6 protein-coding genes are annotated in these 8,216 nt (G+C 40.0%); 4 read left to right on the plus strand and 2 right to left on the minus strand.

Annotated elements, in window-relative coordinates:
* Nucleotides 1–19: 19 nt before the first annotated feature.
* Nucleotides 20–2,455: a type I DNA topoisomerase gene (gene topA / locus BM141_RS14955; protein ID WP_091548065.1), complete on the minus strand. Its 2,436-nt coding sequence runs from the start codon at nt 2,453–2,455 to the stop codon at nt 20–22.
* Nucleotides 2,456–2,769: 314 nt separating this feature from the next.
* On the opposite strand from topA, the gene pth reads away from it, so the two are divergent.
* Nucleotides 2,770–3,330: an aminoacyl-tRNA hydrolase gene (gene pth, locus BM141_RS14960; protein WP_091548066.1), complete on the plus strand. Its 561-nt coding sequence runs from the start codon at nt 2,770–2,772 to the stop codon at nt 3,328–3,330.
* Between the two features lie 36 nt (nt 3,331–3,366).
* Nucleotides 3,367–4,845: an aldehyde dehydrogenase (NADP(+)) gene (locus BM141_RS14965; RefSeq protein ID WP_091548068.1), complete on the plus strand. Its 1,479-nt coding sequence runs from the start codon at nt 3,367–3,369 to the stop codon at nt 4,843–4,845.
* A gap of 46 nt (nt 4,846–4,891) precedes the next feature.
* On the opposite strand, the gene BM141_RS14970 is transcribed toward BM141_RS14965, so the two are convergent.
* Nucleotides 4,892–6,868 (minus strand): alpha-ketoacid dehydrogenase subunit alpha/beta, encoded by a 1,977-nt coding sequence (locus BM141_RS14970; RefSeq protein WP_091548081.1) that lies wholly within the window; start codon nt 6,866–6,868, stop codon nt 4,892–4,894.
* A 183-nt stretch (nt 6,869–7,051) separates the two neighbouring features.
* Between BM141_RS14970 and BM141_RS14975 the strand changes: the two genes are divergently transcribed.
* Nucleotides 7,052–7,816, plus strand: coding sequence for a formylglycine-generating enzyme family protein (locus tag BM141_RS14975; RefSeq protein WP_091548070.1), 765 nt, complete (start codon nt 7,052–7,054; stop codon nt 7,814–7,816).
* Nucleotides 7,817–7,951: 135 nt separating this feature from the next.
* Nucleotides 7,952–8,216: hypothetical protein (locus BM141_RS14980; RefSeq protein ID WP_091548072.1), on the plus strand; the 265-nt coding region annotated here is incomplete at its 3' end.

An 8,216-nucleotide genomic window follows, 5' to 3' on the forward strand; every position in this document is an offset into this window, starting at 1 on the left:
TTGATTATCAATCTATGATTTACTTCTTTTTATTTGTGCTTGTTTTTGTTTTGCTTGCAGTTGTTTTAGTTTCCGTCTTTTTCCCCTCAGCCTTTGGCTTTGCTTCCTCTTTCTTGGGTTCTGTTTTCTTTGCAAACTTTCCTCCTTTGGCTTTCTCGGGAGTTGCCTCAACCAAGGCAATGCACTCCTCTAAGGTCAGTTCAGCAGGAATTTTGCCTTTAGGAATCTTTACGTTCTTGTTGCCTGCCGAGATGTAAGCTCCAAACCTACCATTGAGTACCTTGATATCAGGACGTTCAGGAAACTCTTTGATGTATTTTTGGGCATCTGCTTGGCGTTTTTCCTCAATCAAAGCAATCGCTTCGGCTTCACTGATAGTGAGCGGGTCTTGGTCTTTTTTCAAGGAAACAAACTTATCCCCGTGCTTGATGTAGGGACCAAAGCGACCTATTGCCGCTATCATTTTCAATCCTTCGTATTCCCCGACTTCTCTTGGCAGCTTAAAAAGCTCTAAGGCTTCCTCTAAGCTGATGGTTTCTAAGAGCTGCCCTTTTTTGAGGCTGGCGTATTGAGGTTTGGCTTCGTCTTCTCCACCTATCTGCACGTAAGCCCCATAGCGACCCAATTTAGCAATGATTTCTTTGCCTGTATTAGGGTCAATTCCTAATTTGCGGGTACTGCTTACCGATACTCTTTCTGCTTGATTTTGGGTCTGCTCCACTTTGGGGTGAAAATCTTTGTAAAAATTGCCAATCATTTTTTCCCATTCAGTTTTCCCACTGGCTATTTTATCAAATTCTTCCTCTACGGTAGCAGTAAAAGAATAATCGACTACATCAGAAAAGTAATTGACTAAGAAGTCATTGACTTGCATAGCTATATCCGTAGGAAAGAGTTTCATTTTCTCCGTCCCTGTGATTTCGGTCTTGGTCAGCGTGTCTATTTTCCCACCTTTTAAAATCAGTTCTTGGTATTTTCTTTCTTTTCCTTCTCTGGATTCTTTGATGATATAGCCTCTTTGCTGAATAGTCGAGATAGTAGGGGCATAAGTAGAAGGTCTGCCAATGCCCATCTCTTCCAATTTTTTCACCAAACTTGCCTCAGTATAACGTGGGTTAGGATAAGTAAAACGCTCCAATGCCTTCATGTAATCCAAATTCAAAATTTGCCCAATCGTAAGCGGTGGCAACATTCCTTTCTGTTCCTCATCTTCCTCATCATCAGAAGACTCGATATATACTTTCAAAAAACCATCAAACAAAATCACTTCCCCTGTGGCTTGCAATTTTTCTGGGAGAGGCTGGGTTTGGTTTTGAGGCGTAATGTCTATGGTAGCAATCGTTCTTTCTAACTTAGCATCAGCCATTTGAGAGGCAATAGCACGCTTCCAAATCAACTCGTACAAGCGTTGCTCGTTGCGGTCGTTTCCTGCTTGTTGCACAGAAAAATTGGTAGGGCGAATCGCCTCGTGTGCTTCTTGGGCTGACTCCGACTTAGTTTTAAATCTTTTTACCTCCACGTATTCCTTCCCAAAACTTTGTTCAATAGCATTAGTTGCCCCACGAATAGCGTCTTCGGAAAGATTTACGGAGTCTGTCCTCATGTAAGAAATATGTCCTGCTTCGTAAAGTTTTTGTGCCAAAGCCATAGTTTGTGAAACGGAAAAATACAATTTTCGGCTTGCCTCTTGCTGCAAAGTAGAAGTCGTAAAAGGTGGGGCAGGGGATTTTTTGGCTGGCTTTTTCTCCAAATTGGAGATTTTGAAAGATGCCCCGATACATTTTTGTAAGAACTTGAAAGCATCTTCTTGCTTTTCAATTTTTTGAGGCACTTCTGCTTCTAATTTTTTCCCTTTTTCTAAGTTAAAATTTGCACTGATTTTATAAGAAGAAGTAGGGACGAATTTTTGGATTTCCCTTTCCCTTTCCACTACCAAACGCACTGCTACAGACTGCACCCTCCCTGCGGAAAGTCCCATTTTGACCTTTTTCCAAAGCACAGGCGAAAGCTCAAAACCTACTAAGCGGTCTAAAACTCTGCGTGCTTGCTGTGCATTCACCAAATCCATATCGATTTGTCTTGGATTCGCAATCGCTTTTAAGATGGCTGACTTTGTAATTTCCCTGAAAACTATACGTTTTGTTTTTTTATCGTCAATGCCAAGTGTTTCTTTCAAATGCCAAGAAATTGCCTCTCCCTCGCGGTCATCGTCAGTCGCCAACCAAACCGTTTCTGCTTGCTTCACCAACTTAGATAACTCATTGATTAGGCTTTTTTTATCTTCAGAAATCTCATAAATAGGTTTAAAACCATTTTTTATGTCTATAGCATTGTTGTCTTTGGGCAGGTCGCGCACATGTCCGTAACTTGACTTGACCACAAAGTCTTTGCCTAAGTATCCCTCTATCGTTTTTGCCTTTGCAGGCGACTCTACTATCACCAAGTTTTTCATTATGAATGAATTAGTTGTAAAGATTACCAGTTATGAATTATGAACTTTCACATATTTTAATCAACAATCATAAAACATACACTCAAACATAATCACAAATTAAAATTTATGATTGGCAAATATGCAAGGAAATTTTCCAAAAATGCAAATCTTTGAAGGTTTGCAAGAAATTTCAAAATAGCAAACGTAAAGAGTAGGTTTTTAGTTTTAGACTTCAAAATATTTTAAAATAGCCTTAAATCACTTTTTTATATCTATTTTTATCTCCTATCTTTGTTATAAAGATGAATCAGAAGTTTGTAAAAGTTAGTTCATAAATGAAATACTTAGTCATTGGATTGGGGAACATAGGGGAAGAGTATGCACAAACTCGCCACAATGTAGGCTTTATGGTAGTGGATAAGTTAGCCAGACAGTTTGAAGTAAGTTTTGAATCAGGAAGATATGCTTTTTTTGCAGAAATCAAACACAAAGGCAGAAGCATTACGCTCATCAAACCTACAACTTACATGAATCTGAGTGGGAAAGCAGTAAATTATTGGCTGAGAGAATTGAAAATTCCTGTAGAAAATAGTCTTACAATAGTAGATGACATAGCCATTGATTTTGGCAAAATTCGTCTAAGGGCAAATGGTTCAAGTGCAGGACATAATGGTTTGAAGGACATAGAAGTAACCTTGGAAACGCAAAATTATCCTCGCCTGCGCTTTGGCATAGGAAACAATTACCCCAAAGGGAGGCAAGTTGAATACGTATTGAGCAAGTTTAACTATGAGGAACAAAAAGAATTGGACTTGATGATAGAAAAAGCCGCAGAAGCTACGCTTGCTTTCTGCACAGTGGGGCTAAGTATGGCTATGAATCAGTATAATAAATGATAATTTTTTTTTAATATCTAAAATCAATGTTTTGACATGATAAAAGATGCCACTTCCGTAGAAATAGATGAAACTATACAAAAAGCACACAAGGCTTTTTTGATGTATAGAAATCTTGGCGGGAAAGAAAAAGCCCAATTATTGCGAAAAATAGCAGATGAAATAGAAGCACTTGGAAATGAGTTGATTAGTACAGCCTCTAAGGAGTCTAATCTTCCTGAGGCACGACTTACAGGCGAACGAGGGCGAACTACGGGGCAGTTGCGTCTGTTTGCCTCCTTGGTTGAGGAGGGTTCTTGGGTAGAAGCAAGCATAGATACTGCTATTCCAGACCGCCAGCCCTTGCCTAAGCCTGATATTAGGAAAATGCTGATTCCTATGGGTACAATAGTGGTATTTGGTGCGAGCAATTTCCCTTTGGCATTTTCTACCGCAGGAGGAGATACCGCTTCTGCTTTGGCGGCAGGGTGTACGGTAGTAGTCAAAGCCCACCCAGCTCACCCAGAAACGTCTAACTTAGTGGCTCAAGCTATCTGGAATGCCTTAGAAAAGTGCAATTTACCCAGAGAAATCTTTGGACACTTGCATGGGAAAAGTGCAGATGTGGGGAAAAACTTGGTGCTTCACCCGCTCGTCAAGGCAGTAGCTTTTACGGGGTCTTTTCATGGAGGTAAAGCTCTATTTGACTTAGCTAATCAGCGAAAAAACCCCATTCCTGTTTTTGCAGAAATGGGTAGCATCAATCCCGTCATTTTGCTTCCCGATGCTCTTAAACATAGAAGCGAGAGCATTGCCACGCAGTTTGCAGGGTCTATCACCTTGGGAGCGGGGCAGTTCTGTACGAAACCGGGCATACTTATTGGGGTGGAAAATGCTGATTTAGAAAATTTTATTGCTGTACTATCTCAACAAATCACCAATACAAAACCTGCTACCATGCTTTATGAAGGCATTGCTTTTAACTATGACTGCCAACGCCGTATTTTATCTGCCCAAAACGGCGTGAAGGTAGAAGCAGAAGCCTCCACACCCGCAGACAAAGGGCAAGGTTTGCCTACCTTAGCCTCCGTGTATGCTACAGAGTTTTTGAAAAATCCAACTTTGCATGAGGAAGTTTTTGGAGCATTTGCTCTCATTGTCAAATGCAAACACCAAGGAGAAATCCAACAAGTAATCCAATCTTTGGCTGGTCAGCTCACGGCTACAGTAATAGGAGAAAAAGAGGAATTGCTGAATAGCAAGGATTTAGTAGATGCTCTTAGAGAGGTAGTGGGTAGAATTGTTTTCAATGGAGTACCGACAGGGGTAGAAGTTTGCTATTCTATGCAACATGGAGGTGTATTTCCAGCGACTACCGACTCTCGCTTTACCTCCGTAGGTACAGGAGCGATTAAGCGATTTGTAAGACCTGTAGCCTTCCAAAATTTCCCTGACGAACTACTCCCAAGCGAACTCCAAGCCTCTAATCCATTGAATATTTGGAGATTAGTAAATGGAGAATGGGGAAAGGTGTAAAAAGCAGCCCTATAAGATGTTCTAATCTTTATAGGGCTTGTTTCTTTTAGTAAGCACTAAGTTGGATTAGTTTTTCTCGTATTCTTTGCTTGGGCAGAAAATTATTTTCTAAGTTAGGAGAAAAAGGAACAGCTGTATCCAAACTTCCTTCTCGCATTACGGGAGCATCTAACTTCTCAAAGCAATGTTCTGCAATCCAAGCGGCTATCTCTCCTCCTATGCCTCCTGTCAGGCAGTCTTCATGACAGACCAAAACTTTTCCTGTTTTACTTACCGTTTGTGCAACCGCTTCTCTGTCCCAAGGGAGCAGGGTGCGTAAGTCTAAAATATCCGCAGAAATACTCAGTTCTTCTACTAACTGTTTTGCCCAATGTACGCCCATGCCATAGGTAACTATGGACAAATCCGTACCTTCGCTGACTAAATTTGCCTTACCTATTTCTATGGTGTAATAATCATCGGGAATATCCTCTGCCAAAGAGCGATACATTGCCTTATGCTCAAAATATAAGTATGGATTAGGGTCTTCAAAAGCGGCAAGCAGTAAACCTTTGGCATCATAAGGGGTAGAAGGATAGACAATTTTTAGTCCTGCCGTGTGGAAAAACCACGCCTCATTAGACTGAGAATGAAAAGGTCCCGCCGCTACTCCTGCACCTGTAGGCATTCTCACAACCACATCGGCATTCTGTCCCCAACGGTAGTGAATCTTGGCTAAGTTATTGACTATTTGATTAAAACCACAAGTTACAAAATCAGCAAATTGCATCTCGACCATCGCCTTGTAGCCATTGATAGAAAGCCCTAAACCTGCTCCAATAATAGCAGATTCGCAAAGCGGTGTATTTCTTACTCTTTCTTTCCCAAATTTTTCTACAAAACCCTCTGTAACTTTAAATGCACCACCGTACTCTGCGATGTCCTGCCCCATAAGTACCAAGTTTGCGTGTTTTTCCATTGCCATACTTAATCCCTCAGTAATGGCATTGATGAAGCGTTTATTAGATTTTTTATCCGAAGAAGGAGATATAACTACCTGTTGATAAGGTGCATACATATCTTTTAGTTCTTCTTCTGTATGAGGGGTAGGGTCAGGCTGTGGGAAAACAATTTCTAAACCCTCCTCAATTTCTTGTTTAATTTCTCCTCTGATTTTTTCAATCAATTTTTCATCTAAGACCTTGATTTCTTTCAAGTAGCTTTCATAGCGTTCTATGGGGTCTTTTTTACTCCATTCTTCAAAAAGTTCTTTGGGAACATACTTTGTCCCAGAGGCTTCCTCATGCCCGCGCATACGAAAAGTCATAGCCTCCACCAAAATAGGGCGAGGTTGCTCACGAATCTGCGCTGCCAATTCTTTAATCGTATGAAAAACCTCTAACACATTATTCCCATCTATTTTTACTCCTTCTATTCCGTAGCCTATTGCCTTGTCTATCATTTGCTTACAGCGGAACTGCTCACTGCTTGGAGTGGAAAGTCCATAGCCATTATTTTCAATCACAAAAAGCACGGGCAAGTCCCAAACTGCCGCCACATTCACCGCTTCATGAAAATCGCCTTCAGAAGTAGCACCGTCGCCTGTGAATACCAAAGTAGCTTTTTTTTCTTTCTTTAAGCGATTTGCTAAGGCTATGCCATCAGCGATGCCCATTTGAGGTCCTAAATGCGAAATCATGCCTACGATGTGATGTGCCTGAGAGCCAAAGTGAAAAGAACGGTCGCGACCTTTGGTATAACCTGATTTTTTCCCTTGCCACTGAGCAAAAAGCTGATGAAAAGGCATATTACGGACTGTAAAAACGCCCAAATTGCGGTGCATGGGCAAAATATACTCGTCCTCAGCCAAAGCCAAAGCACTTCCTACGGAAATCGCCTCTTGCCCAATGCCTGAAAACCACTTAGTTATTTTTCCTTGCCTAAGCAAGACCAACATTTTTTCCTCTATCATTCTTGGCTTGACAAGGGCTGTATATAAATGGATTAAAGTTTCATTAGTATAATTTTTTCTATCAAATTGCATTGTTTTACTGGATTGTAGTAATAATTCTTTTTTATTAGGAAGTCGCAAACTTAGCAAATTTTGTTAATAAAATTCAGGCAAATTATTTTTGCATAATGGAAGTGGTTAATAATTTGCTTGTTATTTTTCTGCTAAGGACTTTATGAACTATTCATATTAAAAATTTTTGAAAATTCTAAAAAGATGACGTATAAAATACTGTTTATCAAATTTTTATTACTTTTAAATTTATACTCTCTGTTACTATTTGCTCAGTCCGATATGCCCGAAATGGTGCTTGTAGAAGGGGGAACATTTACGATGGGAAACAGTGCTAAAACTGCCGAGGATGAAGAAAAACCCGCTCATAAAGTTACTGTTAAAAATTTTTACATTTCTAAACATGAAGTTACTGTTGCTCAATACAAAGCCTTCTGTACAGCAACTAAACGAGCTATGCCTTCCGCTCCAAGTTGGGGGTGGAATGATAAGCACCCTATTGTGAATGTAACTTGGAACGATGCGGTAGCTTACTGCGATTGGCTTTCTAAGAAAACAGGAAAAAAATACCGATTACCCACAGAGGCAGAATGGGAATTTGCGGCACGAGGGGGAAAAAAATCAAAAAACCTAAAATATGCAGGAAGTGCGAACATAGATGAAGTAGCATGGTATGATAAAAATTCCAACAAGCAAACCCACCCTGTAGGTACGAAAAACCCGAATGAATTGGGCTTGTACGACATGACAGGTAATGTCTGGGAATGGTGCAGTGATTGGTTCTTACATGATTATTACATGAAAAGCCCCGTAGAAAATCCACAGGGTCCCGCTAAAGGTAACTTGCGCGTACAACGCAGTGGCTCATGGATAAACTATTTCGAGGACAACCGTATCACTATTCGTAATGCTAACTTGCCAACTGAAAAAGATGGATTTTTTGGATTTAGAGTAGCTATGGACGAGTAGTGTTTGCTTATCAGCTTAACTTTTATATCCCGTATTTTACTAATCGTAGTAATTTACGGGATACCGATTGTGCTAGTTTGGAATTTTCAGTAAAAAAGGTTATCTCTAAGGTGCAACCATAAAAAGAGATAACCTATGCACCAAATCGCAATTGATTCAGTATTCAAAGATAATATAAAAGAGTTAAATTTATCAGATTTTCTGACCCTTACTTTTTTCATTATAGATGAAATTTACAAAGAAGTCGGTCAGTTAGTTGAACGTTCGGGACCTAAACCAACTTTTTCGGATAGTGAAGTGATTTGTCTAAATCTTGTCGGTCAAATGGTTTGCGATTCTGAGAAGGCTTGGTATAAAATAGTCAAGAAGAACTACTTAGCATTATTTCCTAAACTTTTGG

It is taken from the genome of Thermoflexibacter ruber (assembly GCF_900113045.1).
GTDB lineage: Bacteria > Bacteroidota > Bacteroidia > Cytophagales > Thermoflexibacteraceae > Thermoflexibacter > Thermoflexibacter ruber.

Coding starts and splice junctions, on each gene's coding strand:
- pth (WP_091548066.1), top strand. CDS start 2,770: ATGAAATACTTAGTCATTGGATTGGGGAACATAGGGGAAGAGTATGCA.
- BM141_RS14965 (WP_091548068.1), top strand. CDS start 3,367: ATGATAAAAGATGCCACTTCCGTAGAAATAGATGAAACTATACAAAAA.
- BM141_RS14970 (WP_091548081.1), bottom strand. CDS start 6,868: ATGCAATTTGATAGAAAAAATTATACTAATGAAACTTTAATCCATTTA.
- BM141_RS14975 (WP_091548070.1), top strand. CDS start 7,052: ATGACGTATAAAATACTGTTTATCAAATTTTTATTACTTTTAAATTTA.